Annotated in this window: 25 protein-coding genes and 1 tRNA gene; 11 read left to right on the top strand and 15 right to left on the bottom strand. The window is 72.3% G+C overall.

Annotated features, from left to right (window positions below; genetic code table 11):
- Nucleotides 1-2 precede the first annotated feature (2 nt).
- The 3 genes from OG898_RS11955 to OG898_RS11945 all read right to left on the bottom strand — a co-directional run bounded on the left by OG898_RS11955 (nucleotide 3) and on the right by OG898_RS11945 (nucleotide 2,991).
- Nucleotides 3-1,478, bottom strand: a complete 1,476-nt coding sequence (locus tag OG898_RS11955) for a PP2C family serine/threonine-protein phosphatase (RefSeq protein ID WP_250738691.1) — start codon at nucleotides 1,476-1,478, stop codon at nucleotides 3-5.
- A 141-nt stretch (nucleotides 1,479-1,619) separates the two neighbouring features.
- Nucleotides 1,620-2,126: an FHA domain-containing protein gene (locus OG898_RS11950; RefSeq protein ID WP_250738692.1), complete on the bottom strand. Its 507-nt coding sequence runs from the start codon at nucleotides 2,124-2,126 to the stop codon at nucleotides 1,620-1,622.
- A gap of 10 nt (nucleotides 2,127-2,136) precedes the next feature.
- A complete protein-coding gene (locus OG898_RS11945) occupies nucleotides 2,137-2,991 on the bottom strand; it encodes a DUF3662 and FHA domain-containing protein (protein WP_250738693.1) in 855 nt (284 codons plus the stop codon).
- A 293-nt stretch (nucleotides 2,992-3,284) separates the two neighbouring features.
- Between OG898_RS11945 and OG898_RS11940 the strand changes: the two genes are divergently transcribed.
- Nucleotides 3,285-3,367, top strand: a tRNA-Leu gene (locus tag OG898_RS11940).
- 119 nt (nucleotides 3,368-3,486) lie between these two features.
- Here OG898_RS11940 and OG898_RS11935 read toward each other — a convergent pair.
- The 3 genes from OG898_RS11935 to OG898_RS11925 are packed head-to-tail and all read right to left on the bottom strand — an operon-like array spanning nucleotide 3,487 to nucleotide 6,664.
- Nucleotides 3,487-3,993 (bottom strand): helix-turn-helix domain-containing protein, encoded by a 507-nt coding sequence (locus tag OG898_RS11935; RefSeq protein WP_323182620.1) that lies wholly within the window; start codon nucleotides 3,991-3,993, stop codon nucleotides 3,487-3,489.
- The gene (locus OG898_RS11930; RefSeq protein WP_266956695.1) at nucleotides 3,990-5,693 is read right to left on the bottom strand and encodes an NAD(P)/FAD-dependent oxidoreductase; all 1,704 of its coding nucleotides are present in this window, start codon (nucleotides 5,691-5,693) and stop codon (nucleotides 3,990-3,992) included. The genes OG898_RS11935 and OG898_RS11930 overlap by 4 nt, the downstream gene beginning before the upstream one ends.
- The gene (locus OG898_RS11925; protein WP_266956693.1) at nucleotides 5,690-6,664 is read right to left on the bottom strand and encodes an ACP S-malonyltransferase; all 975 of its coding nucleotides are present in this window, start codon (nucleotides 6,662-6,664) and stop codon (nucleotides 5,690-5,692) included. The genes OG898_RS11930 and OG898_RS11925 overlap by 4 nt, the downstream gene beginning before the upstream one ends.
- A 258-nt stretch (nucleotides 6,665-6,922) precedes the next feature.
- Here OG898_RS11925 and OG898_RS11920 point away from each other — a divergent pair, with 258 nt between their 5' ends.
- From OG898_RS11920 to OG898_RS11900, 5 genes are all read left to right on the top strand, one after another.
- Nucleotides 6,923-7,198 carry an acyl carrier protein gene (locus OG898_RS11920; RefSeq protein WP_250738697.1) on the top strand — a complete coding sequence of 92 codons (276 nt, stop codon included), beginning with the start codon at nucleotides 6,923-6,925 and terminating at the stop codon, nucleotides 7,196-7,198.
- Nucleotides 7,191-8,447: a beta-ketoacyl synthase gene (locus OG898_RS11915; protein ID WP_266956691.1), complete on the top strand. Its 1,257-nt coding sequence runs from the start codon at nucleotides 7,191-7,193 to the stop codon at nucleotides 8,445-8,447. The genes OG898_RS11920 and OG898_RS11915 overlap by 8 nt, the downstream gene beginning before the upstream one ends.
- The gene (locus OG898_RS11910; protein ID WP_266956689.1) at nucleotides 8,444-9,565 is read left to right on the top strand and encodes a beta-ketoacyl synthase N-terminal-like domain-containing protein; all 1,122 of its coding nucleotides are present in this window, start codon (nucleotides 8,444-8,446) and stop codon (nucleotides 9,563-9,565) included. The genes OG898_RS11915 and OG898_RS11910 overlap by 4 nt, the downstream gene beginning before the upstream one ends.
- Nucleotides 9,566-9,721: 156 nt before the next feature.
- The gene (locus tag OG898_RS11905; protein WP_250738702.1) at nucleotides 9,722-10,159 is read left to right on the top strand and encodes a MaoC family dehydratase N-terminal domain-containing protein; all 438 of its coding nucleotides are present in this window, start codon (nucleotides 9,722-9,724) and stop codon (nucleotides 10,157-10,159) included.
- On the top strand, nucleotides 10,156-10,563 hold the full coding sequence (locus tag OG898_RS11900; protein ID WP_250738703.1) for a MaoC/PaaZ C-terminal domain-containing protein: 408 nt from the start codon (nucleotides 10,156-10,158) through the stop codon (nucleotides 10,561-10,563). The genes OG898_RS11905 and OG898_RS11900 overlap by 4 nt, the downstream gene beginning before the upstream one ends.
- On the opposite strand, the gene OG898_RS11895 is transcribed toward OG898_RS11900, so the two are convergent.
- The 5 genes from OG898_RS11895 to OG898_RS11875 form a co-directional block, all read right to left on the bottom strand.
- The gene (locus tag OG898_RS11895; protein WP_250738705.1) at nucleotides 10,466-11,875 is read right to left on the bottom strand and encodes an MFS transporter; all 1,410 of its coding nucleotides are present in this window, start codon (nucleotides 11,873-11,875) and stop codon (nucleotides 10,466-10,468) included. The genes OG898_RS11900 and OG898_RS11895 overlap by 98 nt on opposite strands.
- Nucleotides 11,876-12,006: 131 nt before the next feature.
- On the bottom strand, nucleotides 12,007-12,450 hold the full coding sequence (locus OG898_RS11890) for an ester cyclase (protein WP_250738707.1): 444 nt from the start codon (nucleotides 12,448-12,450) through the stop codon (nucleotides 12,007-12,009).
- Nucleotides 12,451-12,561: 111 nt separating this feature from the next.
- Complete coding sequence (gene fabG, locus OG898_RS11885) at nucleotides 12,562-13,266, bottom strand: 3-oxoacyl-ACP reductase FabG (protein ID WP_250738708.1); 705 nt, start codon at nucleotides 13,264-13,266, stop codon at nucleotides 12,562-12,564.
- A gap of 13 nt (nucleotides 13,267-13,279) precedes the next feature.
- The gene (locus OG898_RS11880) at nucleotides 13,280-13,933 is read right to left on the bottom strand and encodes an HAD family phosphatase (RefSeq protein WP_250738710.1); all 654 of its coding nucleotides are present in this window, start codon (nucleotides 13,931-13,933) and stop codon (nucleotides 13,280-13,282) included.
- A complete protein-coding gene (locus OG898_RS11875; RefSeq protein WP_250738712.1) occupies nucleotides 13,930-14,919 on the bottom strand; it encodes an AfsA-related hotdog domain-containing protein in 990 nt (329 codons plus the stop codon). The genes OG898_RS11880 and OG898_RS11875 overlap by 4 nt, the downstream gene beginning before the upstream one ends.
- A 208-nt stretch (nucleotides 14,920-15,127) precedes the next feature.
- Between OG898_RS11875 and OG898_RS11870 the strand changes: the two genes are divergently transcribed.
- A complete protein-coding gene (locus OG898_RS11870) occupies nucleotides 15,128-15,775 on the top strand; it encodes a MerR family transcriptional regulator (RefSeq protein ID WP_250738715.1) in 648 nt (215 codons plus the stop codon).
- Here OG898_RS11870 and OG898_RS11865 read toward each other — a convergent pair.
- On the bottom strand, nucleotides 15,763-16,407 hold the full coding sequence (locus OG898_RS11865; RefSeq protein ID WP_250738717.1) for a class I SAM-dependent methyltransferase: 645 nt from the start codon (nucleotides 16,405-16,407) through the stop codon (nucleotides 15,763-15,765). The genes OG898_RS11870 and OG898_RS11865 overlap by 13 nt on opposite strands.
- A 216-nt stretch (nucleotides 16,408-16,623) precedes the next feature.
- On the opposite strand from OG898_RS11865, the gene OG898_RS11860 reads away from it, so the two are divergent.
- From OG898_RS11860 to OG898_RS11845, 4 genes are all read left to right on the top strand, one after another.
- Nucleotides 16,624-17,301, top strand: coding sequence for a DedA family protein (locus OG898_RS11860; protein WP_266956683.1), 678 nt, complete (start codon nucleotides 16,624-16,626; stop codon nucleotides 17,299-17,301).
- Between the two features lie 123 nt (nucleotides 17,302-17,424).
- Nucleotides 17,425-19,656, top strand: coding sequence for an MMPL family transporter (locus OG898_RS11855; RefSeq protein ID WP_250738720.1), 2,232 nt, complete (start codon nucleotides 17,425-17,427; stop codon nucleotides 19,654-19,656).
- 251 nt (nucleotides 19,657-19,907) lie between these two features.
- The gene (locus tag OG898_RS11850) at nucleotides 19,908-20,783 is read left to right on the top strand and encodes a hypothetical protein (protein ID WP_266956681.1); all 876 of its coding nucleotides are present in this window, start codon (nucleotides 19,908-19,910) and stop codon (nucleotides 20,781-20,783) included.
- Complete coding sequence (locus OG898_RS11845; protein WP_250738723.1) at nucleotides 20,780-22,003, top strand: lactonase family protein; 1,224 nt, start codon at nucleotides 20,780-20,782, stop codon at nucleotides 22,001-22,003. The genes OG898_RS11850 and OG898_RS11845 overlap by 4 nt, the downstream gene beginning before the upstream one ends.
- 96 nt (nucleotides 22,004-22,099) lie before the next feature.
- Here OG898_RS11845 and OG898_RS11840 read toward each other — a convergent pair whose 3' ends face one another.
- The 3 genes from OG898_RS11840 to OG898_RS11830 are packed head-to-tail and all read right to left on the bottom strand — an operon-like array spanning nucleotide 22,100 to nucleotide 24,476.
- Nucleotides 22,100-22,765, bottom strand: a complete 666-nt coding sequence (locus tag OG898_RS11840) for a 4'-phosphopantetheinyl transferase superfamily protein (protein WP_250738725.1) — start codon at nucleotides 22,763-22,765, stop codon at nucleotides 22,100-22,102.
- A complete protein-coding gene (locus OG898_RS11835) occupies nucleotides 22,762-23,631 on the bottom strand; it encodes an AfsR/SARP family transcriptional regulator (protein WP_250738727.1) in 870 nt (289 codons plus the stop codon). Before OG898_RS11835 ends, OG898_RS11840 begins: the two co-directional genes overlap by 4 nt.
- A 20-nt stretch (nucleotides 23,632-23,651) precedes the next feature.
- Nucleotides 23,652-24,476, bottom strand: a complete 825-nt coding sequence (locus tag OG898_RS11830) for a UbiA family prenyltransferase (protein ID WP_250738729.1) — start codon at nucleotides 24,474-24,476, stop codon at nucleotides 23,652-23,654.
- Nucleotides 24,477-24,604: the final 128 nt, after the last annotated feature.

The raw sequence follows: 24,604 nt of genomic DNA, 5'->3' as shown, positions 1-24,604 counted from the left end.
GTCTACTGCTTCTCGCACAGGCCGACGACCTGCTGCTCGGCGGCAGTCAGGACGGGGCCGGGTGTCTGGTTGCCCTGCGCCTCGGCGGCACGCCGCTCCTCGTCCTTCTTGCACGCGGAGGTCTGGGTGCCGAGCTCGTCGATCTTCGTACGGGCGGAGTCGAGGCTGCTTTCGCCGATCGTGTCCACGACCTGCTTGCGCTTGAAGGGCGGCAGGTACTTCAGTTCGATGTCGGGGCGGTCGGTCTCCACCTTGGAGAGCTCCAGCGGCCCCAGCTTCTGGCTGATCCCGCGGAAGAGCGCGACGTGCTCGTCCTTGACCCCGACGTAGAACTGCGTCTGGGTCCAGCGGTAGCCCGCGTACAGGCCGCCGCCGATGACACCGAGGACCACGAGCAGCGTCAGCGTGCGCGTGGTCCACTTGCGGCCCTTGCCGCGCCGCCGGCGAGGGTGGTCGTACGTGTCCTCGTACCCGGAGTCGCCGGCGTACGGGTCGGGGTCGCCGAAGCTGCCGTACGCGTCGGCTCCGCCGCCCTGTCCCTGGGCGCCGTAACCGCCGTAACCCGGGGCCTCGCCGCTGCCGGGGGGGCCGAAGGCGCCGGCGGGCGGGGGGCTCTGGCGGCCGAGCCCGGAGGCGCGGCCGGCGGGCGTCTGCATGGCGTTGCCGCCGTCGAAGAGCTGGTGGTGCTGGTTCTCGGCGACCGCGCCGACGACGACCGGGGTGTCGTTGACCTGCGCGGCCAGGGTGTCGCCGCTGTCGGTGTCGAGGACGTCGGCCACGATGCAGGTGATGTTGTCGGGGCCGCCGCCGCGCAGCGCGAGCTGGATGAGGGAGGCCACGGTCTCGCGGGGGCCGTGGTAGTCGGCGAGGGTCTCTTCGAGGGTCTGGTGGGAGACCACGCCGGAGAGTCCGTCGGAGCAGATCAGGTAGCGGTCGCCGACCCGGACCTCGCGGATGGAGAGGTCGGGCTCGACGATGTCGCCGCTGCCCAGGGCCCTCATCAGCAGGGAGCGCTGCGGGTGGGTGGTGGCTTCCTCTTCGGTGATCCGGCCCTCGTCGACGAGGCGCTGCACCCAGGTGTGGTCCTGGGTGATCTGCGTGAGGACGCCGTCGCGGAGCAGGTAGGCGCGGGAGTCGCCGACGTGGACCAGGCCGAGGCGCTGGCCCGTCCAGAGCAGGGCGGTGAGCGTGGTGCCCATGCCCTCGAGCTGGGGGTCCTCCTCGACCATGACCCGCAACTGGTCGTTCGCGCGCTGCACCGCGGTGCTGAGCGCGGTGAGCATGTCGGAGCCCGGGACGTCGTCGTCGAGCTGCACGAGGGCGGAGATCACCTCGGAGCTGGCGACTTCGCCGGCGGCCTGGCCGCCCATGCCGTCGGCGATCGCGAGGAGACGGGGACCGGCGTAGCCGGAGTCCTCGTTGCCCTCCCGGATCATGCCCTTGTGCGATCCGGCGGCGAACCGCAGGGACAGACTCATGCGCACCTGCCCTGTCGACGCCTCGGGGTACAACCGGTCTCGAGCCACACTGCCCACCCTCCGGCCTGGAGCGCGCTCGGGTCCGTGTCCCCGGTGGGACGGACCGCTGCGGCTCGCTCGCTCCGCTCGCTCATTCTCGTACTACTTCCGCAGCTCGATGACGGTCTTGCCGATGCGGATCGGGGCGCCCGGCGGAATGGGCGTCGGGGTGGTCAGCCGGGTCCGGTCGAGATACGTGCCGTTGGTGGACCCGAGATCCTCGACGATCCACTGACCGTCACGGTCCGGGTAGATCCTGGCATGCCTGCTGGAGGCGTAGTCGTCGTCCAGCACGATCGTGGAGTCGTGGGCGCGGCCCAAGGTGATCGTCTGGCCCGCGAGGGCCACCGTGGTGCCCGTGAGGGTGCCCTCGGAGACGACGAGTTTGGTCGGCGCACCGCGGCGCTGGCGCTGCTGCGGTGGAGCAGAGGCCTGGCGGCCCTGCTGCGCCGCCGGGGTGCCGGAAGCGCCCCCGCCGCGTCGGGAACCGCGCTGCGTGACTCTCGTACCGAAGAGATCGCTGCGGATGACCTGAACGGCCACGATGACGAACAGCCACAGAACGGCCAGGAAACCCAACCGCATGACCGTCAGGGTCAGCTCTGACATTGCCCCCGCTTCACCCTTCGGCTTGCCGGTAAATGATGGTGGTGCTGCCCACGACGATCCGTGAACCGTCGCGGAGCGTAGCGCGGGTGGTGTGCTGCCCGTCCACCACGATGCCGTTGGTGGACCCTAGATCCTGGATCGTCGAGGGCGTTCCGGTCCGGATCTCACAGTGCCGGCGCGATACGCCGGGGTCGTCGATCCGCACGTCGGCCTCGGTGCTTCGGCCGAGTACGAGCGTAGGGCGCGAGATCTGGTGGCGGGTGCCGTTGATCTCGATCCAGTGGCGCCGGACGGCGCCGCCGGGAGGTACGGGAGCCGGTCCGCCGGGTCCCGCCCTGCGTGCGCCGGGTCCGCCGGGGCCGCCCGGGGGCGGTCCTGCGGGCATGGGCGGCGCGGAGGCCGGGGGGTACCCGTAGCCGCCGGGCTGGGCCGGGGGGGCCTGGTGGCCCTGTCCCTGGCCCGGACCGGGCTGGCCGGGGGACTGGGAGGTGCTGGCTGCGAGCGTGCGGCTGCGGACCCGGTAGAGCCCGGTGTCCAGGTCGTCGGCCTTCTCCAGCTGGACCTTGATGGGGCCCATGAAGCTGTAGCGCTGCTGCTTGGCGTAGTCGCGGACGAGGCCCGCGAGCTCGTCGCCGAGCTGGCCCGAGTAGGGGCTCAGGCGCTCGTAGTCGCCCGTGCTCAGCTCCACGATGAAGTCGTTGGGGACGACGGTGCGCTCGCGGTTCCAGATGGTGGCGTTGTTGTCGCACTCGCGCTGGAGGGCGCCCGCGATCTCCACCGGCTGGACCTCGGACTTGAAGACCTTGGCGAAGGTGCCGTTCACCAGACCTTCGAGTCGCTGCTCGAACCGCTTCAGGACTCCCATGGGGCACCTCCTCCGTCGTTGTCGCCCTGTACTGCTTACTGATCGTATCCACGCGTGGCGGATTCGGGTGGTTCCCCATCGGTCACGTGCGCATGAGTGTTGGTCCTCACAAGCGATCGTAGGGGCGCCCCGAGGACAGTGTCCCGCACCGGCGGCCGAGTACGGGAGGGGCGGTCGTCGGCGGGCGTCGGGAGAGCACGAAAAGCGATGTGAATCCAGCCCCTCCGACGTGCTAATGTTCCGATGTCGCCAGGGGAACGGCCCGCAAGGGAAGAACCGCTGGTAGTCACTTTGCGCGAGTGGCGGAACGGCAGACGCGCTGGCTTCAGGTGCCAGTGTCCTTCGGGACGTGGGGGTTCAAATCCCCCCTCGCGCACATGTGGAAGAGCCCCTGCTCCGGAGAAATCCGGAGCAGGGGCTCTTTCGTTGTGCCCCCGGTGATGTGCCCTGGTGATGTGCCCCGGGACGTGGGTGCGGGGGTGACGAGGGTCTCGGCTACGGCGGGGGCCCGGGCGGGGCCGTGATGGCGGCTCTCGTGGTGGCCAGGGCTTCGTGGGCGAAGAAGGCGGTGACCTCGGCCGGGGCGGCGCCGGAGCAGGTGTGGACCAGGTCCCACAGGTCGCACCAGGAGCGGCGCAGGACGGCGGCGAAGGGGCGGTCGTCCAGGGCCGCCGCCGCGACGGCGGCCTGGAGCCGCATCAGGGGAAGGGGTTCCTCGGCGAGCAGGCGGTCGCGGGCGCGGGCCATGGCGTCCAGCGCCTCCGTGCCCCGCAGTTCCGCCGCGGCCAGCTCGTACACCGCGGCGGTCCGCTCGAAGGAACGGACCGCCGCGGCCTGGAAGAGGGCGCGCTTGGTCGGGAACAGCCGGAACAGGTACGGCTGGGAGACCCCGACCCGGCGGGCGATCGCCTCCGTCGAGGTGCCGTGGTAGCCGCCGGTGGCGAATTCGGCGATCGCGGCCCGGAGCACGGTCTCCCGGCGTTCGTCCGCGCTCAGCCTCACGCCGGCCCGCGGGGCGTCAGACCGCGGGACACCGCCAGGGGGTCCCAGTCGGTGCCGCGGTCCGGGAGCAGGGCGGGGTCCCCGAGCACCGAGCCCGTGTGCACCTCGTGCATGAGGCGGCGGCCCAGGATCTGGCCGGCGCAGGCGATGCCGCTGACGGCCGAGCCCGTGATGCCGTTCCCGTACCGGGTGTTGGCCCCGGCGATGTGCAGGCCCTCGATGAGGGTGGCCGTGTCCGGGCGGGCGCCGGTGGCGCCCCACTGCGCCATGCCGAAGGGGGTGCCGCCGGTGGAGAGCGTGTACCGCTCCTGGGTGAGCGGGGTGGCCGTCTCCAGGTGGGTGATGTGGCCGCGGAACGGGCCGAGGACCTCCTCCGCGGCGTCCAGGACGGACTCGGTCAGCCGCGCCTTCTCCTTGCGGTACGCCGGGTCGTCGCGGTACGTCCCGCCGTCCGCCGGGCCGTCGGTGACGCCCCAGTGTGCGAGGCCGGGCGGGCAGAGCGTCATCAGCTGGAAATTGGAGTGGCCGGGCGGGCAGATGCGGCGGCCGACGTGGTCCTTGCCGGAGGCGAAGGACATGAAGAGGAAGTCGGTGGTGGAGGACGGGGCGCCGGAGCGGAGGTCCTCGTAGTAGCGGCCGATGTCCTCGCCGCGGTACCACCACACGTTGGCGTGGCGCTCGATGTCCTTGTCCAGGGCCACGTAGACGGTGGCCCAGGGCAGTGCCATCCGGGCGTCCCTGGTCTTGGCGGCCAGGCGCCGGGGCAGCCGGTCCTCGCCCACCAGCTCCAGCATGGTGCGGCGGTAGTCGGCGTTCGAGACGACCACCGCAGCGGTGGCGGCGCTGCCGTCGGCGAACTCCACGCCGCGGACGCGGCCCTCCTCGATCGCTATGCGGGTCACCCGGGCGCGGGTCCGCAGGGCCCCTCCGTGCGCGCGGATCACTTCGAGCAGCCCCGAGGCGAGCATCTGCCCGCCCCCTTGCGGGTAGTAGGCGCCGCGGACGTAGTGGTCGATGAGGGTGGCGTGGGTGGCGACGGTCGCCTCGTCCGGCGACATCCCGTAATTGGGCGACTGGGCGGCGAGCAGGGTGCGGGCGCGGGTGGAGAGCGCGCAGTGGTCGAAGAGCTCGGTCAGCGTCCGCCGGCCCCAGGCCACCGACTGCGGGGCGAGGCGCTCCAGCTCCGCCATGGGCAGGTCCGCGGCGGCGACGATGGCGTCGCGGCGCTCGGTGCCGAGTCCCGCCACGACGTCCAGGAAGGTGTCGATCCCGGCGGCGTCCGCGGGGCAGGCCTCCTGGAGCCGCTCGCGGTACCGCTTCCAGTCCGCCGGCATGTCCAGGGTGGTGCCCCCGGCCACGATGCGGTCGAAGCCGTCGGGGTCCATCTCCTCGTACGGGACCCGGCCGCCCAGCCCCAGACCGTCCAGGATGGCGGGCAGGATGCCGTCGGGGCCGCAGTCGCCGAGGTAGTGCACGCCGACGTCGAACTCGTAGGCGCGGCGTCTGCGGAACACGTGGCTGTTGCCGCCCGCGACCGCTCCCTGCTCGGCGACCAGGACCCGCTTGCCGCCGACCGCGAGGTAGGCCGCGCAGACCAGGCCGCCGATGCCCGAACCGATGACGATCGCGTCCCAGTGGGCGGGGGCGGCAGGGTGTGTGGTGGTGCTCGTGTGCGTGGTCGTGTTCGCGGTCGTGTTCATGCGGCGCTCCGTACGAGGGTCTGCGGGACGGCGGGCAGTTGGCCCGGCTCCGAGATGGTCAGGCGGGAGACTCGAGGCGCGGTCTCGCGGGCCAGTGCGGTGAGGGAGCGGCCGGGGCCGACCTCGACGAACATGTCGCAGTACAGGCCGTCGGCCATCGTGCGCACCGAGTCCGCCCAGCGCACCGGGCCGGTCAGCTGGCGCTCCAGCAGGCCCGGCCAGCCGTCCGGGCCGTGGTGCGGCTGCGCGTCGGCGTTGGCGACGACGGGCGCGGATCCGCGGTGGAACCCGGTGGCTGCGAGGGCGGTGGAGAAGGCCGCCGCGGCGCCGGCCATCAGCGGGGTGTGGAAGGCGCCGCCGAGGGGGACCGGCAGGATCCGGGCGGCCCCCAGTTCCCGTGCCAGGGTGCGGCAGCGGGCCACGGAGGCCGGGTCGCCCGACAGGACGGTCTGCCGGTCCGAGTCGAGGTGCGCCGCCCAGACCCGGCCGCCGGCCTCGCGCACCGACTCCGCGGCGCGCTCCAGGGCTTCGGGGGAGAGGCCGTGCACGGCCGCCATGGTGCCGGGGTGCGCGGCGGACGCCTCCTGCATCGCCTTGCCGCGGGCGGCGACCAGGCGCACGCCCTCCTCGAAGCCGACGATGCCGGCGGCGACGAGGGCGGAGTACTCGCCGAGGCCGTGGCCGGCGCAGACGAGGGGGCGGGCGGCCGCGGGCAGGGCCCGCCGCAGATCGGCGAGGATCACCATCTCCAGTACGAAGGTGGCGATCTGGGCGCCGTCCGTCCGCGGCGGGTGGTCCGCGCCGTGGACGGGGTCCAGCAGCAGGGCGGCCACGTCGTGTCCGCAGACCTCGCTCGCCCGCTCGGCCAGGTACCAGCTCGGGGAGCCGGCCCAGGGCCGCCCCATTCCGGGACGCCGCGCATCCTGGCCTGGAAATATCAAAGCCAATCGTGGGCCGCGCAGTCCGCTCATCTCGACCTCTTCCGCCGTCCCGATATCACCGTCACGGTGATTCTGGCAGGGTGGTTTGGAATCTCGATAAACCATCGATAGACCCTCGATAAACCGTTGATAAAACCCCAGGCAAATGCAGGTCGGAGGGGGTGGAAGTGCGTCGTTGCCACTTTGGGGGAATGTGCTGCCTCTTTGGTTGAGTGGGCCTTGCTCGGTCAATTCCTGCCCGCATACGGTCCTCATCGAAACGGTTCGAAGGCGACGAGAGGCAAGCGCATGACTCAGCAGACCGTGGCATCCGTGAGCGACTACTACGCGGCTGTCAGTGCGATCGTGAACGAAGAGCTCGAGCTGGAGGAGGGCGAGCTCACGGACGGTGGCCACTTCATCGACGACTACGACAGCGACTCGCTCTCCCTCATCACCGTCGTCGCCAGGATCGAGAAGGAATTGGGTGTGGTCATTCCGAAGACCGACCTCACCGAACTCGTGAACCTGCGTCTCCTGGTGGACGGTGTCGAGCGGTACGCCAAGGAGAACCCGAATGGCTGAGACCGGACCTGCGCGTACTGCCGGCAAGGCGGCGGGAACGTACCGCCGGGTGGTCATCACAGGGCTCGGCGCGGTGTCTCCGGTCGGTATCGGTGCCGATGTATTCGCCGCGGCGATCCGTGCGGGCGAGAGCGGTACCGGGCCGATCGAGAGTTTCGACGCGAGTGCATTTCCGCGGCGCAATGCCGGCGAGGTCCTCGATTTCGATCCCGCCGACCACCTCAAGCGGCTCGACCCGGCCCGCTGGGGCCGCAGCGGCCTGCTGGCCGCCGCGGCCGCCCGGCTGGCCATCGTCGACGCCGGGATCGACGAGGGCCAGCTGGAGGCCGCCGGGGCCGGCGCGATCATGGGGACGACCAGCGGTGAGTCCGCCGTCGTCCAGGAGCTGGCCGAGCAGTGGATCCAGGGCGGACTGGAGTCGATCGACGGCGGTCTGGCCGGGCAGACCCCGGCCGCGCGGATCGCCAACGCGGTCAGCTCCGAGCTGCTGCTGAGCGGCGACACGCAGACGATCCCGACGGCCTGTTCCGCCTCCAACTACGCGCTCGGGTACGCCTTCGACCTGGTCCGCAGCGGTGAGGCCGAGGTGATGCTGGCGGGCGGCGCCGATGCCGTCAACCGGCTGACGCACGCCGGGTTCTACGCGCTGGGCGCCATGGCCGAGGACGTTCCGCGGCCCTTCGCCGCGGACCGCTCCGGCATCGTCACCGGCGAGGGCGGCGCGGTGCTGGTGCTGGAGTCGTACGAACACGCGCAGCGGCGCGGGGCCCGCATGTACGCCGAGGTGCTCGGGTACGCGGCGAACTGCGACGCCTCGCACATGGTGCACCCCGACGCGGCCAGCATCGCGTCCGGCATCCGGGCCGCGCACGAGGCGGCGGGGGTGGACCCGGAGCAGATCGACTACATCTGCGCGCACGGAACGGGCACCCCCACCAACGACGCCACCGAAGTGGCGGCGGCGCGCGAGGTGTTCGGCGACCGCATCCCGCCGATCAGTTCGATCAAGTCGATGCTGGGCCACACCATGGGCGCGGCCTCCGGTTTCGGCGCGATCGCCTGCTGCAAGGCGCTGGAGCAGGACTTCCTGCCGCCCACCGCGCACGTCACCGAGCCGGACCCCGAGCTCGGGGAGGGCGTTGACTGCGTGCCGGGCGTCGGCCGCGAGGCCCGCCTGAACATCGTGCAGAACCACGGTTTCGCCTTCGGCGGGAACAACGTCATCACCATCCTGGGGAGGGTTTCGTGACCGCGACGACCGCGACGACCGCCACGGCCGAGGAGCGGAAGGTGACCGTCGTCGAACCGCTCTACGTGGCTTCGGCGGGTGTCGTCTCCGCGGCCGGTCTGGGGCTGGACGCGCTGGCCGAGCGGCTGCTCGGCGGCGGCGAGGCCCACGACGAGCCGGTCGGCGAGGACGCGGCGGCGTACCCGCCGCGTCCGGTCCGCGCGGTACGGGGCCTGGACGTCAAGGAGCACCTCGGACGCAAGGGCACGAAGTACCTGGACCGCCTGACCTCGTTCGGGCTGATCTCCTGCAAGGCGGTGCTCGAGGGGATCGAGGTCGACGGGGCCCGCACGGGCGTGGTGCTCGCCACGAACACCGGGTCGGTGTCCACGCACAGCACCCTGCTCTACGACACGCTGACGCTGGAGAAGCCGTACCTGGTCAATCCGGGCCGGTTCCCGAACACGGTGATGAACAGCACCACCGGCCAGATCGCCATCCGCAACGGACTGCGCGGCCTCAACGCCACGGTGGCGGGCGGCCAGACGGCCTCCCTGCTCGCCTTCCGGCACGCCCGGCTGGCGCTCTCGCTCGGGCGCGCGGACCGGCTGCTGGTCGGTGGCGTGGAGGAGCTGAGCGCTCCGGCGGCCTGGGCCTGGCACCGTACCGGGGTGCTGCGGGAGGGCGCCGCGCTCGGCGAGGGCGCCGCGGTGTTCACGGTCCAGCCCGGCCGGCCGGCCGGTGGTGAGCTGGCCGAGCTCCTCGCGTGCGAGTCGCGGTTCACCCCCGACCCGCGCGACTACGCCGACGGGCTGGCCGTCGCCGTCTCGCGTGCGCTGGAGCGCAGCGGGGTCGAACGGGGCGAGATCGACGTGGTCTCCCTCGGGGCCGTGCACCAGCGGGGCCTGGAAGCGGTCGAACGGCGCGGCGTGCGGGTCGCGCTGGGCGGTGCGCCGGCGGCGACCCTGCGGATCGCCGACGCGCTCGGAGAGACGTACAGCGCGAGCGGCTCGATGCAGCTCGCCGGTCTCCTCGCGCTGTGGAAGGCGCAGCCGCCCGTCAAGCCGGTGACCGCGCTCATCACCTCCGTGGGGTGGGACGGCAACGCGGCCGCCCTGGTGGTGCGTTCACCCCGCTGATGTCCGGCCGGCTCACAGCGGCGCCCGCGAACCCTCGCGCGGGCGCCGCTGTGCTGTCCGGCCTTCCGTCCGTTCTTCCCGTCCGTTCTTCCCGTCCGTTCTTCCCGTCCGTTCCTCTGTCCGTCCTTCTGTCTGCACTTTCCGAGGAGAGGCCCCATGCCATCTGCCTTCGACACGTCCTTCGCGGGGCGTACGTATCCGCCGAGCGAGCCCTACGAAGTCGGCCGCGAGACCATCCGGGAGTTCTCGCGCGCGGTGGGCGCCGAGGCCGGGGACGGCCTGACGGCGCCGCCCACGTTCCCCATCGTGCTGTCCATGCACGCCGAGCGGCAGGTGATCGACGATCCCGGGCTCGGCTTCGACTTCTCCCGGGTCCTCCACCGCGACCAGCGGTTCGAGGCGGTGCGGCCGATCCGGTCGGGGGACCGCCTCGTCGTCGAGATCGAGGTGCTCGCCGCCGCCGTCGTCGACGGCAACGACGTGCTCACCCTGCGCGGGCGGGTACGGGAGGCGGACGGCGACGCGCTGGTGTGCACGACGACGTCCACGCTCGTTTCACGGCACGACTCGGGGCTTGAGGAGGACGGCAAGTGACCGCCGCAGGAGACACGTTCCCCACCCGCACCTTCCGCGTGACCCGGGCCGATCTCGTCCGGTACGCGGCGGCGTCCGGCGACCACAACCCGATCCACTGGTCCGACTCCACGGCCGCCCGGGTGGGGCTGCCGGGGGTCATCGCCCACGGGATGCTCAGCATGGGCCTCGCCGCGACCGCCCTGCGCGGGTGGGCGGGCGAGGGGGCCGTCTTCGAGGAGTACGGAACCCGGTTCACCCGCCCCGTCGTGGTCCCCGACACCGCCGACGGTGTGGAGATCACCGTCGGCGGCGCGGTGGCCGAGGTCAGGGAAGACGGCTCGGTTCGGGTCGATCTGACCGTGCGCCAGGGGACGCAGAAGGTGCTGGCACGGACCCGGGCCGTGCTGAGGTACGCCCGATAGCGACTCCCGCGAAGGCGCCCGCGAACACCACGGCGGCCCCCGTCAGCACAGCGCTGCGGAGGCCGCCTTGTACGTACACGAGGGTGAGCACGGCGATGCCGAGGGCGCCGCCGAACTCGCGGATGGTGTTGTTCACCCCGGACGCCAGGTTGTGCTCGTGCTCCTGCACGGAGCCGATCACCGTCGCGGGGTTGGCCGCGAAGACCAGGCCCATGCCGACGCCGGCGAGCACCATGGCGATCACCATCGGCCCGTAGGACACGCCCGGCCGGGCGATCAGCCCCAGCCAGGCCAGGGCGAGGGCCTGGGCCAGACAGCCGGCCGCCTGGAGCCGCCAGCCGCCCACCCGGTCCAGCAGGGCGCTGGCCACGGGTACGGCCACCATCGGGGCCACGGTCCAGGGCAGGGTGCGCAGGCCCGCTTCGAGCGGGGAGTAGCCCATCGGACCCTGGAGGAACTGGGCCAGGAAGAAGATGGATCCGAACACGCCGAAGTACATGGCCATCGCCAGCATGTTGCTCAGCATGAACGGCCGCACCCGGTAGAGGTGGAGCGGGATGAGCGGGTGCGCGGCGGTGCGCTGGCGGTGGGCGAAGGCGGCGGCGAGTACGGCGGTCAGTGCGACGCCCAGGAGCGTGCGGAGCGGTGAGGCCTCCTCTCCGGCGGACTGGATGATCGACCAGACCGCGGCCACCACGGTGCCGCACGAGAGCAGGGTCCCCCACACGTCGAGGGGGCGGGCCGCGCCGGTCGATTCGCGTACGGCCCACAGCGCGAGCGGCAGGGCCAGCAGGCCCACCGGCACGTTGAGCCAGAAGATCCAGTGCCAGTCCAGGCCCTGGGTCACCATGCCGCCCGCCATGGGGCCGATGGCGATGCCCAGGCCGTTGACCCCGCCCCACACGCCGACCGCCAGGGCGCGTTTGGCCGGGCCGACCGCGGCGACCGCGAGGGTCAGGGAGACCGGCAGGATCGCGGCGGCTCCGGCGCCCTGCAGGACGCGGGCGGCCATCAGGGCCCCCGCCGAGGTCGCCAGCGCGCAGGCCGCCGAGGCCGCGGTGAACACGCCGATGCCCCAGACGAAGACGCGGCGCCGGCCGATCCGGTCGCCGAGTGCGGCGCCGGCGAGCAGGAGTCCGGCGAAGGGCAGGATGTAGCCGTTGACCACCCACTGCAGGCCGGTCTGGCTGGTGTTCAGGTCCTCCGCGATCACGGCGAGGGCGTTGGTGACCACCAGGTTGTCCACGGCGACCATGAACATGGGCAGCGAGGTCGCCACCAGGGCCCACGCCGGCCGGTCGGCTCTCGTCACGGCTTCGTTCCTCTCTGTCGTGTCTGTCATGTCTGTCGTGCCTGTCGAGCTGTCGGGTGCTTCTGGAAATGCACTCAGGCCGCCGAACCCGTGGGGTGTTCGGCGACCTGAGTGGTGGGGCGGGGAAGCGGTTACGCCTGCGTGCCCGTGGGCGGCAGCTTGAGTTCGACCGCGCCGATCTGGGCCAGCAGGAACAGGTCCTGGCGGCAGGCCCAGTGCTCGTGGACGAGGCCGTCGTCACCGACGCGGTAGATGTGGATGTGCTCGACGTCGACCTTGTTGCCGGTGCCCTCGAAGCCGAGGAAGTTGCCGGTGTGGATTCCGGTGAACCGCACCCGGATCACGGCCCGGTCGCCGTCGGCGAAGGAGTCGAGGTGGTCCCAGCCGGCCTCGGAGAACACGGAGTTCATCCAGCGGGCGGTGCCGAGGTAGCCGTCGGGGCCACCGGGGGTACCGGGCGGGGCCTCGTAGTCGACGAAGTCGGGGGCGACCAGGGAGTGGGCTGCCTCCGCGTCCAGATCGTTGAAGATCCGGCCCATCTGGTGGGCGATCTCGAGGACCTTGTCGTTCGCCATGGGTTTCCTTTCCTGCGGATGGATGTGACGGGTGGATGGGGCGCGTGGGGGGAGGGATGCGTGGCGCGTGGGGGAGGGGTGCGTGGGGGGAGGAGTGGCGGGTGGGGAGGGTCAGTGGCCGACGCCGAGGCCGCCGGTGACGGGGATGACGGCCGAGGTGACGTACGAGGCGTCGTCGCTCGCCAGGAACTTCACGACTCCGGCCACCTCTTCGGGTTCGCCCGCGCGGAAGAGGGAGGTCTGGCTGAGCAGGTGCTCGCGGCGCGGGCCGGAGACGTCCTTGACCATGTCGGTCTCGATCAGCCCCGGAGTCACCACGTTGACGGTGACCTTGCGGCGCCCGACCTCCAGGGCGAGCGAGCGCCCGAACCCGATCAGGCCGGCCTTGGAGGCGGCGTAGTTGGTCTGGCCCGGGGCGCCGGCCAGGGCGCTCACCGAGGCGACGAGGACGATCCGGCCCCAGCGGGCCTTGAGCATGTCCGGCAGGACCTCCTTGGTGACGGCCACCGCCGCGAGCAGGTTGGTCTCGATGACGGCGCGGAAGTCCTCGGCGTGCATGCCGACGAACAGCTCGTCGCGGGTGATGCCGGCGTTGGAGACCAGTACCTGGATCGGCCCGTGCTGGATGCGGGCCTCCTCCACGGCGCGGCGCACGGACTCGGGGTCCGTCACGTCGCAGCGCACGCCGAAGAGCCCTTCGGGCGGCTCGCCGGTGCGGTAGGTGACGGTGACCTTGTCGCCCTGTTCGGCGAAGGCGAGGGCGGTGGAGAGGCCGATGCCTCTGTTCCCGCCGGTGACGAGCACGTGACGGCTCACGGTATGGGGCTCCTTATCGGGGGTCGGACGACAACAGGGAGCTCAGCCGCTCCGCCGCCGTGCTCGTGTCGGTGAAGTGGATCGCCGTCCAGCCGGCGGCCTCGGCGCCCGCGACGTTGTGCGCGAGATCGTCGATCAGGACGCAGTCGGCGGCGGGGACCCCGGCGCGTTCCGCGGCGAGCGCGAACATGGCGGGCGAGGGCTTGCGGTGGCCGACCTCGAAGGAGAGGAGGACGTCCTCGAAGAGCTCGTCCACGTCGACCATGCGGCGCCAGTGGGCGTCCCAGGTCGGGACCATGTTCGAGATCATCCCGACGAAGGCGCCGCCCTCGCGCGCCTTGCGCAGCTCGGCCACCCAGGCGTGGTTGGTCTCACGGCCGTCGAACCAGGTGTCGGCGAGGGTCGTCAGCTTGCGCCCGGTGATCCCGTGATCGGCCTCCAGTACGGCGGAGATCTCGTCGAGCCACGCCTCTTCGGTGATGAGGGGGGTGTCGATGGGCTCCATCGGGTCGGCCGTGCCGTAGCGGGCGGTGACCTTGGCGAGGGCCTGACCGAGCACCTGCTGGTCGAGGTTCTGTGCCGCGCAGAAGGCGGCCATCGTGTGGGAGATCGGCGGTGTCAGGACACCGCCGAAGTCGGTCCAGACGGCAAGGCGCCGCGTACTCACAGTTGGCTCCCGGATGCGGTGGTGACGGTGACGTGGGCGATCTGCGCGCCGGCCTGGAGGAAGCGCACCGGAACCGTGCCGGGTGCATTCCCGTCGGGGCGGGCCGCTTCGGCCAGGACGGTGTCGTCCAGTTCGGCGAACCGGTCGAAGCGGGCCTCGAAGCCGACGGCGTACGTGGCCAGGGGTTCGCCGGTGGCGAGCAGGGCGAGCTGGCGGGCGGCCTCGACGAGGGTCATGGCCGGGAGGTGGTCGTAGACGTGGTCGAAGAGCGCGCGGTTGTCGTAGCGGGGCGTCACCCGGGCCGTGACCGCCTCCGGCGCCCGCTCGGCGCGGGACAGCACGACGTTGAGGGGGTTGCCGCGGCCGACCTGCTCGGGCCGGAGCTGTCCGCTGCCGTCGTCACCGGGTGCGTGGCGGCCGTAGTCCGAGGTCAGGGGCGCCGGGGTGCCGCGCTGGGCGTGCCGCAGCACCTCGTTCTCGTGCGGGTTGAGGAAGAGCACGTCCATCTCGTGGTCGCCGACCTCGACGCCGTCCATGAAGTACCGCTGGGCGACCATGCCCTTGCGGACCCGGCCGCGCCGGTTCGCCTTGCCGGAGTACTCGGTGTCGATGTGCAGCCGTCCCGGCTTCGAGCCGATCTTCAGCGCCGCGAGGCCGTACAGGTCCATGCGGAAGCTGTCGACGATCATCGTGGTGCCCTGGGACAGGCCCATGTGGGCGTGCGATCCGGCGATCGCGGCCTGCCGGCCCGACTCCAGGAGCAGCAGGGCGTCGTAGAGGGCCGGCTGCTGCACGTGGTCGCTGTAGTAGCCGTGGGTCAGGGGCAGTTGGACCGCGGTGCGGACGCGCATGGCGGTCAGGGGCCTGATGTCGGTCACGAAGACCTCGGAGACGGCGGCCCGGTGGACCAGGGAGCGGTCCACGGTGCGCCCGTAGGTGAGATCGCCGGGCTCCGAGGGAAGCTCCGGAACCACTTCTGTGGTCATACCTGATTCCTTCGGCTCGGTTCTTTGGCTGCCGGCTGCCAAGAGGGGATTTTGGGTACGGATTGAGCCTGGCAGTCCGGCATGGAAGCGCGATCGTGCGCAAATTCAAGACCGATAAAAGCTGGGCAATTCGTGTACGTGGCGGTCTCCGGCCGGGTTGTTGTGGCCGGGGGGTAAACGCGGAGGGGAAACGCAGTATCCTGGTCGAATGCGTATCGGAGAGCTGGCGCGGAGTACCGGAGTTTCGGTAGCGACGGTCAAGTACTACGCCCGTGAAGGGCTGTTGCCGTCCGGCGAGCGGACGAGCCCCAACCAGGTGAGCTACTCCGACGCGCACGCGCACCGGCTCAGGCTGATCCGGGCGATGCTGGAGGTCGGCGGCCTGTCGATCGCCGCCGTCCGCGAGGTGCTCGCCGAGGTCGACTCGCCCGACCGCACGGTCCACGGCATGCTCGGCGTCGCCCAGTCCGCGGTCACCCGCGCCGTGGCCGACCCGAATCCGGAGGGCGACTGGGCGGGTGCCGAACGCGCCGTCGAGGAGCTGGTGCGGCGCCAGGGGTGGGCGGCCAAGCCCGAGAACCCCGGCTGGAAGGCGCTGGTCCAGATCGTCGTGACCTACAGCGACCTGGGCAGGGGCGACCTGCTGTCCCTGCTCGACGAGTACGCGGCCGTGGCCGGACGCCTGGCCGGCGCCGAGCTGGCCGCCCTCGCCCGGGTGCCCAGCGTGGACGGCAAGGTGGAGGGCGTCGTCCTCGGCACCCTCCTCGGCGACGCGGCCATGTCGGCCCTGCGCCGCATCGCTCAGGAGGACGCGTCCGGACGTGTGTCCGCCCCGGTGGAGGATCAGGCGCTGTAGGCGAGCGCGGCTGCGGGAGCCGGTGCCACCAGGGCCAGGTGGTGCACGTGGGCGGGCGGTACGTTCCACAGCACGGTCTCGGTGCGGAACCGGTGGCGCCGCAGCGTGCGTTCCAGTACCGCCTGGGTTCCCAGCGTGCGTTCGCGCGTCTCGCCCGAGGTGAGGGCCCGGCGCAGGGGCGGCACTCCGGCGTACGCGAAGAAGGACAGCGTGCCGCCCGGGTTCAGCGAGGCCAGCAGCTGCCCGAGGATGTCCTCCACGACCGGGGCCTCGAAGTTCGCGAAGGGCAGGCCGCACACGATCGTGTCGTACGAGCCGAGTTCGTGGTCCTGGACCAGGCCCGGCAGCAGGCCTATGCGCGGGTCGTCCCGGTAGGTGTGCCGCAGCAGGTCGGTGAACCGCGGGTTGGGCTCGATCAGTTCGAGGGTGTCGAGGGGTCCCAGCGCCGGCTGGATGTACCGGGTCACGGCGCCCGTGCCGGGGCCGACTTCGAGCACGGCGCGCGGCCTGCCAGGACTGGGGATCACGTAGCGGGTGAGGGCCCGGGCCAGTAAGGGACTGCTGGGAGCGATGGCTCCCGTGTCCCGCCGCGTCCGGGCGAACTCCCTGAGGAACAGCATCACGTCGGTCATGTGCGCCCGCCTAGGCTGGTGATAGGTGATAGTGAATCTATCGATACCTTAGGTTACAGTTCTTGTGGAGGCGCGTTCGTCCGCTGCCGAACCGACGCTAATGACCCGCCGACCTGGGGTCATCACTCACCAATGACCCGGCACATGCCTCGAAAGTGGTAGTGCCGGCCGCCCCGGAGCCTTCGAGGCCGGGGTCGAACGGATGGAGGGAAGGCCGTGGACATCAACGCGATCGTGACCTGGCTCGACGTCACCTCCGGCTTGGCGGGGAACCTGTCGGGCGCCGCCTGCTGGGCGTACGCGATCCTGGCGCTCACGACCCTGCCGCCGCTGCTGCCGAACAACGTCCTGCTGGTCACCAGCGGTGTGCTCGCGGCGCGCGGGGAGATGTCGATCGTCCTCGTGGTGCTCTCGGTGGCCGGCAGCGCGCTCCTCGGCGACCTGCTGATACACCGCTGCGGCCGGTTCCTCGGGGACCGGGCCCGGCTGGGCGCCGTGACGCGCGGGCGGCGCGGCGAGCTCTTCGAGTGGATGTCCGGGCAGGTGCGCCGGCGTGGCATCCCGTTCGTCGTCGGGGTGCGCTTCCTGCCGAGCGGGCGGTTGCTGGGCGGGCTCTCGGCGGGCGCCGCCGGGTACCCCCTCGGCAGGTTCGCCTCCGGGGCCGCGCTCGCGGAGCTCATATGGACCGCGTACTCCGTGGGGGTGGGCTATTTCGGCGGCGCGATCAGCGACGACCCGGTCCACTCGGTCGCCCTCGGTCTCGGGCTGTCGCTGGTGGTGGGAGTCGCCGCCTCGCTCGCGCAGCGGCGCACCGGCCGGAGCGCAGTTCGGCACACCGCCGGGCTCGCCCTTCCCGTGCCGAGCGCGGCCGGGAATGTGTCGAAAGAGGTATAGCGAACAATCCGAATGTGCATTCCGCGTAATTACCGGCTCTGAAAGAGTCGTGAACCGAACCTGCGCGGGGTCGGACGTATCAAGCAAGCCTCAGCAAAAGCGATACCAGCCAGGGAGAGAAAATTGTTTGCCGCCATCGGAGCATTCACCGCGCGGCGTCGCAAATGGGTCGTGATCGCGGCGGTCGTCTTCACGCTGTTCGCCGGCGTGTGGGGCACCGGCGTCTTCGGCTCGTTCACCGGCGGTGCCGGATTCGACGACCCGGCCAGTGAGTCGGTCGAGGCCGACAAGGTTCTCGAAGGCCCGCTGGGGCGCGAGTCCAACGACGTGATCGTCCTCTACGAGTCCAAGACCGCCGGCCAGGGCGCCGCCGAGTTCGGCAGCGCCGTCCGGTCGGCGCTCGACGGCGTCCCCCGCGAGGGCATCACCCGCCTGAGCTCCTTCTGGGACCCCGGCGCCCAGGGCGCCGACGCCTACGTGTCGCGGGACGGCACCCGCATGTACGCGACCGTGCAGTTCGCCGACGACAACGACCAGCACCAGGTCGAGGCGCTGACGAAGATCAAGACGGAGTTCGAGGCCGAGGGGGTCACCGCCCGCTTCGGCGGCGTGGCCGCGATGACGGAGCAGGTCAACGCCCTGACCGGCTCGGACATCGCCCGGGCCGAGATGCTCTCGATCCCGATCCTGCTCGTCCTGCTGGTGCTGATCTTCCGCAGCGCGGTCGCCGCGCTGCTGCCGCTGGCCGTCGGCACCTTCGTGGCACTCGGATCCTTCGTGGTGCTGCGCGTGCTGACGATGTTCACCGAGATCTCCAGCACCGTCATCAACGTCATCACGATCCTGGGCCTCGGCCTGGCCATCGACTACGCCCTCTTCCTGGTCAACCGGTTCCGCGAGGAACTGCACGCCGGCGCCGACGTGGACACCGCGGTCCGGCGCGCGACGGCCACGGCCGGGCGCACGGTCGCCTTCTCCGGGCTCGCCGTGGCCATCTCCTTCGCGGGCCTGGCCCTCTTTCCCTCGCGGTTCCTGTCCTCCATGGGCTACGCGGCCGTCGCCGTGGTCTCCTTCGCGGTCGTCGGCTCGCTGACGCTGCTCCCGGCCCTGCTGCGCTACACGGGACACCGCATCGACAAGTGGCGGGTCCCGCTGCCGGGCGGCCGGGGCAGCCGGGGCGGCGCGGCGAAGCCGCTGACGCAGGGCCGCTGGTACCGCACCGCGCACGCGGTCATGCGCAAGCCGCTGCTGTCCTCGCTGGCGATCGTCGCCGTCCTGGTCGGCCTCGGTGCGCCGCTGCTCGGCGTCAACTGGGCCCGGCCGGGCGAGTGGGTCCTGCCGTCGAACGGGGACGCGAAGGTCGTCAGCAAGACGCTGGCCGCCGACTTCGACACCAACCCCGGCCGGACCATGACCTCGGTCGTCCGCTTCGGCGGCCCGGCCGACCGCAGCGCCGTGGAGGCGTACGCGGACCGGCTGGAGGGGGTTGCGGGCGTGACGTCCGCGACGCCCACCGCCTTCGCGGGCAACGACGCGCGGGTGACGCTGCGGTACGCGCCCGACCCGATGTCCCGTGCGGCCGTGGACCTGGTGCACGGGGTCCGGGACACCGCGGCGCCGCAGGGCGCGAAGACGCTGGTGACCGGAATGCCGGCCTCCCGCGTGGACATCGTCGACATGATCGGCGGACGTCTTCCGTGGATGGCCCTGTTCGTGGCCGTCGTGTCCTTCCTGGTGCTCTTCCTGGCCTTCGGCTCGCTGCTGCTCCCGCTCAAGTCCGTGATCCTGAACCTGCTGTCGCTCCTGGCCACCTTCGGCGCCATCAAGTGGATCTTCCAGGACGGGCACCTGTCCGGGCTGCTCGGCTTCGAACCCATCGGCGCCGTGGACGCCAACTTCCCCGTGCTCGTCGTGGCGATCGCCTTCGGTCTGGCCATGGACTACGAGGTCTTCCTGCTCTCCCGGGTCCGCGAGGAATGGGAGGCCAGTGGCGACCCGGTCGAGTCGATGGCCATCGGGCTCCAGCGCACCGCGAAGATCATCACCAGTGCGGCGCTGCTGCTCGTCGTCGTGGTCGGCGGGTTCATGACCTCGTCCATCCTGTTCATGAAGATGATCGGGGTCGGTCTGGTGATCGCGGTGGTCATCGACGCGACCGTGGTCCGGGGCCTGCTCGTGCCCGCCACCATGGCCCTGATGGGCAAGTGGGCGTGGTGGGCGCCGGCGCCGCTGGCCCGCTGGTGGTCCCGCTACGGCTTCCGGGAGTCCGCCGCCGAGGAGCGTACGGGCGCTGCGCCGCAGGTCGGTGCGGCCCGCGCCGCCGACACCGCCCACGCCGCCGAGGCCGGGCGATGACCACGGCCCGGCCCGCAGGAGCGTCCGCGTCCGGGCGCCCCGCGACTGCGAAGGGTTCCGAGGAGCCGGAGGCGGCCATAGCCGCCGGCGCCCTCGGCCCGACGCCACGAACCGCCTCGGAGGGGACGGTCCCCCGACTTCCCTCCGGGGCCGCCCACGGGGCCGCGACCGGGCCGGCTTCCACCGGCCCGGCGATCCCGCAGGCAGCGCCGCGCCCCGTCACCGGACCTCCCCCGTTCCGGGCCCGGGGCGTGGCGCTCGTCCTGACCGGGGGCGAGGCCGAGGGGGAGGGGGCCGAGCACGAACGGGCCGAGGACGACTGGGGCGAGGACAAGCGGGAGCGGGCCCGGGCGGAGGCCGAGCGGGCCGAGCGGGCCCGGGCCGAGACCGACCGGGTGCAGCACGCCGGGGCCGTCGCCGCCTGTGTGACCGCCGTCCTGGCGGCCCTGTTCGGCGACTGGGGGAGCTGGTCGGCGCCCCTGGGGGACGGCCTGCCCGGGTTTCCGCTGCCCTGGGGGGTGACCGCGGGTCCGCCCGTGCTCCTGGTGTCGCTGGCCGGCGTCTTCGTCGGCTGGGCCGGCGCCCCCTCCTTCGCCCGGACCTGGGCGCACACCGCGGCCGGACTCGCCGCCGCCACCGGCCTCCTGGCACTGCTGCGGGGCGGCTGGGGGCCTGACGCCGGCTGGGCCGCGCTCTCGGAGGCCGCGCACGCGGGGCTCTTCGGGGTGCTGACGGGGTGGGTGCCCGCCCTGGCCGCCTTCGCGATCACCCGGCGGCGGGCCCGCCGGAGCACCGGACTGGCGCCCTACGTGTGGACCACCGGACTCGCCGCCCTGGCCCCGCTCCTCTTCCTGGGGCTCGGGGTCCTGGGGGCCTCGTCCGACCCGCCCGACGGGTGCTCGGCGGCCGAATGCATCACGGCCCGCGCCGGACTCCTCTTCACCGGCGAGGTCAGCCTGCGCATCGCACTTCCCGCCTGGGCGGCGTCCGTCGCGGTGCTCGCCCTGGCCCGCCGGCGTGCCCGGATCAGGAACCTGCGCACCGGGTGGCAGGTCCTGCTGGCCCTGGCCGGCGGAGGGCTCGCCGTACTCCTCGCACCCGGGCTGATCTTCGGAGCCGAACTTTGAACCGCCCCAGCAGACTTGGCGAAGGGGCCTCGGCCCCTTCCTCCTACGACCGTCGCGGGTTCCTCGCGCTCGCCGGGGCGGGCGCCCTCGCGGGGATCGGCTGGACCGGCATGTCCACCGCCGCGGGCGAAGCGCCCCGGCCCGACGCCCGCCACGCCTACATCGGCGGCTTCACCATCGGCGAGTACGGGCTGCCGGGCCTGCCCGGCATCGGGATCGCCGCCGTGCGCGCCGACGGCCGGCTCGACGTCAGGCGGTGGCAGCGGGGGATCGAGAACCCCTCCTTCCTCACCCTCTCGCCCGACGGGTCCCGCCTCTACGCCGTCAGCCAGCTCCCGGACGGAGCCACCGGAGCCGTCCACGCCTACCGGATCGACGGGGACCGGCTCCACCCCCTCGGGAGCCCCCGCTCCAGCGCGGGCGCGGCGCCGGTGCACCTCGCCGTCCATCCCGAAGGCCGCTTCCTGCTCACGGCCAACTACGACTCGGGGCACATCGCCGTCCTGCCCGTGGCGGCCGACGGATCGCTGGGGGAGGCGGTGACCGTCGTACGCCACGACGGCCGCGGCCCGCACCCCGAGGAGCAGCGCGGTCCGCATCCGCACATGATCGCCTTCGATCCCGCGGGCCGCCGGGTGCTGGTCCCCGACAAGGGCGACGACCACATCCACGTCTACGACTTCGACTCCGCCACCGGCGGACTGCGCCCGGCCGGCAAGGTCCGGCTCGGCAGCGGCATCGGCCCGCGACACCTGGTCTTCCACCCGCGGGGAGACCTGGCCTACGTGACCAACGAACTCGGGCACACCGTCACCGTGCTGTCCTACGACGCCGGCACCGCAGAGCTCCGACCGCTCTCCCACGCGTCCGTCGCGCCGCCCGGCATCAACCCCCGCAACGCCCCCTCCGCCGTGCACCTCACGCGCGACGGCGGGCTCCTGATCACGGCCGACCGGGGGCTCGACACCGTCGAGTCCTTCCGGGTGGGCAACGCGGGCCGGAGCCTCGCGCTCGTCGAGTCCCAGCCCGTCAGCGCCAAGGCGCCGGGCACCTGCTGGCCGCGGGACGTGGCCCTCGACGCCTCCGACCGGTACGTGTACACGGCCAACCAGGCCGGGCAGTCGGTCAGTGCCTTCCGCCTGGACCCGGCCACCGGCCGGCTCACCCCGGCCGCGCCGCCGCTCTCCGTACCCAGCCCCAGCTGCGTCCTGCTGCGGTAGCGGCGCGGCCGGGCAGAGACAGGAGGGCGGCCCCCGGAACGTTCCGGGGGCCGCCCTCCTTCTTCTGTTTGCCGGCGCCGGCAGCCGTCGGGGCCGTCAGGGCCGCCACTGCGCGACGGTGACGGTCGCGTCCGCGCTCGCGGACGCCACCGAAGCGGCGTACCCCTCGGGGGAGCGGATGCTGCGCACGTACCAGTCCCGGGCCGAGCCCGGTACGAGCGCGGCGCGCCACGGCCCGAAGGCGTGGCCGGTGTAGCGGGGCGGGTCGGCCTCCAGGCCGGTGCCCGCGGCCTTCACCAGCGCCTCGGCCCGCGTCCACTGCTCGAAGCCGTGGGTGGTGCGCACGCCCTGGACGCACGGGATGCGGCTCCAGTCCATGTGCGGCCGCACCCGCTCGATGTCCACTCCGACCGGGACGTCCGGGCTGTCGCCGATCGCGACGACCGCGTACGCCGCCGAATGGGACAGGCTGACCGACAGGGTGGTCCCGTCCGGTCCGTAGGGCACCGGCCGGCCGTGCTCCGGGCTCGCGCAGCGGGCGCAGGACCGGCGGAAGGCCACCTCGGCCGGGTGGATGCCCAGTTCCCGTCCGAGCAGGCTCCGGTAGACGTGGTGGACGGCCAGGTAGCGCAGCCGGTCGGTCGCGCGGCCGAAGCGGTCCAGCCGCTGCCGCTCCCGGGAGTCCATCACCGCGTACGCCTCTTCGTACGGGGCCCAGGCCGCCGCGTCCGCGGTGGGGACGGTCCAGATCCGGATGCTCACGCGGCCGCTCCACCGGCCAGGATGTGGTGCTGGAGCCGGCGCAGGTCGTCGGAGGGCTCCAGGCCCAACTCCTCGGCCAGTACGTTGCGTACGTGGTGGAAGGCGCGCAGGGCGTCGCCCCGCCGCCCGCTCCGGTACAGGGCGTCTATGAGGCGGGCGTGCAGCCATTCGTTCAGCGGGTCCACCGCGACCAGCCGGAGCAGTTCCGGCACGACCTCGCCGTGGCGCCCCAGGACCATGATGACCTCGATCCACAACTGCTGGGCCCGCGAGCGCATTTCCTCGATGCGGGCGCCGTGCCCCGTCAGCACGCGTCCCCGGCTCACATCGGCCAGCGCGCGGCCCCGCCAGAGGCCGAGCGCGGTGTCCAGCCGCTCCAGCGCGGCTTCGGCGTTGCCGGCGCGCAGGTCTGTGCGGGCCTGTCCGTACAGCTGGGTGAACTGCTCCAGGTCCAGCCGACCGGGGGCCAGGCACAGCGAGTACCCCGTGCCCTCGGTGGTGATGACGCGGCGGACGTCGGTGTCGCCCAGTTCCCGGCCCAGCTCCTGGCGCAGGTGGTAGACGTGCGTACGGACCGTGCTGACCGCGGTGGGCGGGGGCGACCCGTCCCACAGCTCCTCCACGAGCGTGTCCACCTCGACGATGTCCCCCGCGCGGACGGCCAGCAGGGCGAGCAGCTTGCGGACCTTGGGGCCGCGCGGGCGGTGCGCCGAGGCGCCGTTGACCGCTTCCAGCGGGCCGAGGATGCGGATGCCGAACCCGTCGTGGCGCATCGCGGCACCGGTGTCGGTGTCGGTGTCGGCAGCGGCACCGGGTCGCGCGCCGGGGCGGCCGGATGCCCAGGGATGGATCTGACTGTGCCTCACTGTGATTCCCCCGTTGTCGTTCAGCCGATGGGCTGGGCGAATGCGACGAGATGCGCCGCGTACTGCGTGACCATGAACATCCGGTAGGGCAGCCTGCGCCGGGAGCGCGAGTCGTCCGACCGCCCGGTGAGCGCCGCGGCCGCCAGCGCCAGTGCCCCGCCCAGCAGGACGAAGGCGGGGACCAGCAGCTGCGGTGCGTCCAGGACGAGGGCGCAGACCAGCAGCCCCGCTGCGACCGTCACGGCGCTCAGCGAGACGACGGCGGCCGTCCTCGCGTACCCCCACAGGACCGTCCAGTTGCGCCGGCCGTGCCGGGCGTCGCCCGCGGCGTCGGAGAAGTCCTTCGTGACGGCCCCGACCAGTCCCATCCACAGGCACATCGCGGTGCAGAACGCGATCAGCGACGGCGAGACGGGGCTCCCGGAACACACGATGCCGGCGGCGTAGGTGAGGGCGCCGCTGCCGATCACGGTGGCCATGGTGCCGGGGGTGCTGGTCTTGAGGGCGATGCCGGGAGCGGAGTAGACGAAGCCGAGGAGCAGCATGCACGCGGTCGCCGTGAGCATCGCGGGGCCGATCCACGCACCGCCGGCCAGCGCCACGGCGGCCATCACGTGTGCGGTGCGACGGGCGTCGGCGGGCGACAGCGCGCCGCGGCCGATGGGGCGGGTGGAGCCGTTGGCCCGGTCCTCGTCGACGTCCGTCACCCCGTTGAAGAGGTAGACGGACGTCGCGGCCATCAGCCAGACGCCGGCCCCGCCGAACAGGGCGGGGGGCAGCGTCAGATAGGACGTGGCGCCGGCCGTGGCGGCCAGCAGGAAACGCATCAGGAATATGGCCTGCACCGCGGCCCGGGATTCCTGGAAGCAGAGCAGCAGGATCCGGACCCATTTGAGGGGTGCGGCCGACGGCGATAACGGTCTTGTGGAACGCTCAATTCCATCGGAAATTATGGGCGTCTTTGTCGACATGG

The sequence above is a fragment of the Streptomyces sp. NBC_00193 genome (genome assembly GCF_026342735.1).
GTDB lineage: Bacteria > Actinomycetota > Actinomycetes > Streptomycetales > Streptomycetaceae > Streptomyces > Streptomyces stoeckheimensis.
This window is presented reverse-complemented; position numbering and strand designations above follow the sequence as displayed.

What these genes read in the sequence shown, in the direction of transcription:
- OG898_RS11955 (WP_250738691.1), bottom strand. Translation starts at nt 1,478, where the DNA reads ATGAGTCTGTCCCTGCGGTTCGCCGCCGGATCGCACAAGGGCATGATC.
- OG898_RS11950 (WP_250738692.1), bottom strand. Translation starts at nt 2,126, where the DNA reads ATGTCAGAGCTGACCCTGACGGTCATGCGGTTGGGTTTCCTGGCCGTT.
- OG898_RS11945 (WP_250738693.1), bottom strand. Translation starts at nt 2,991, where the DNA reads ATGGGAGTCCTGAAGCGGTTCGAGCAGCGACTCGAAGGTCTGGTGAAC.
- OG898_RS11930 (WP_266956695.1), bottom strand. Translation starts at nt 5,693, where the DNA reads ATGAACACGACCGCGAACACGACCACGCACACGAGCACCACCACACAC.
- OG898_RS11925 (WP_266956693.1), bottom strand. Translation starts at nt 6,664, where the DNA reads ATGAGCGGACTGCGCGGCCCACGATTGGCTTTGATATTTCCAGGCCAG.
- OG898_RS11920 (WP_250738697.1), top strand. Translation starts at nt 6,923, where the DNA reads ATGACTCAGCAGACCGTGGCATCCGTGAGCGACTACTACGCGGCTGTC.
- OG898_RS11915 (WP_266956691.1), top strand. Translation starts at nt 7,191, where the DNA reads ATGGCTGAGACCGGACCTGCGCGTACTGCCGGCAAGGCGGCGGGAACG.
- OG898_RS11905 (WP_250738702.1), top strand. Translation starts at nt 9,722, where the DNA reads ATGCCATCTGCCTTCGACACGTCCTTCGCGGGGCGTACGTATCCGCCG.
- OG898_RS11890 (WP_250738707.1), bottom strand. Translation starts at nt 12,450, where the DNA reads ATGGCGAACGACAAGGTCCTCGAGATCGCCCACCAGATGGGCCGGATC.
- OG898_RS11875 (WP_250738712.1), bottom strand. Translation starts at nt 14,919, where the DNA reads ATGACCACAGAAGTGGTTCCGGAGCTTCCCTCGGAGCCCGGCGATCTC.
- OG898_RS11870 (WP_250738715.1), top strand. Translation starts at nt 15,128, where the DNA reads ATGCGTATCGGAGAGCTGGCGCGGAGTACCGGAGTTTCGGTAGCGACG.
- OG898_RS11865 (WP_250738717.1), bottom strand. Translation starts at nt 16,407, where the DNA reads ATGACCGACGTGATGCTGTTCCTCAGGGAGTTCGCCCGGACGCGGCGG.